Genomic DNA, 682 nt, shown 5'->3' on the forward strand with positions numbered 1-682 from the left:
TTACAGCGCTCTGACTTACAGCCAGCAAGAGAATGACGTGCGGATTCGAACGGCCGACGGCGGGACTTTGACTGTCGGGCCGGATGTCACGGTGCGGAACGCTTCAGGGTCAACCTTTACGACGCTCGGAAACGGGAACGCCGACACGATCGTTCTGGGGACGGTCCAGTCGGATTCTTCGGGCGGCACGCTGCGGGTGACGGGGAAAACGGTTTCCAACCAGGGATCGATGCGGGCCGACGGCGGCGTGCTTGATCTGAACAATGTCACCGGAGATTTGGGTGATGCAACGGTTTCCGGCGGAGGCACGTTGGATGTCGCCGGGACGTTCACCAGCAACCTGGGGCAAACGATCGATGGATCGAATCTGACCTTCCGTGGTACCTGGACCGCGGCAGCACCGATCACGGCGACGGGCGTTTCAACGGTCGATCTGGGTGGGACATGGACCAACACCTCGGCGATCGCTGTCGATTCGGGTTCCTTGCTGCGTTTGAGTGGGAGCTGGAGCAATGGCGGAACGATCTCCGCGAACGCGTCGACGGTGGATTTACTCTCGCACGGCGAGACACTCGGGTCGATGTCGATCGTGGATTCCCGGATCAATCTTCAAAGCGGCTACACAACCGCAGAACTTGAAGCAATCAGCAGCGGTGACACAAGCGTTTATGTCCAGCCGGGT

Annotated in this window: 1 protein-coding gene; it reads left to right on the forward strand. The window is 60.0% G+C overall.

Annotation, left to right across the window (positions count from 1 at the left end; all coding sequences use genetic code 11):
• Window positions 1–682 (forward strand): hypothetical protein (locus FYK55_RS29370; protein WP_161604833.1); only part of this gene is annotated, 682 nt, incomplete at both ends.

It is taken from the genome of Roseiconus nitratireducens, assembly GCF_008629675.1.
GTDB classification, from domain to species: Bacteria; Planctomycetota; Planctomycetia; order Pirellulales; family Pirellulaceae; genus Stieleria; species Stieleria nitratireducens.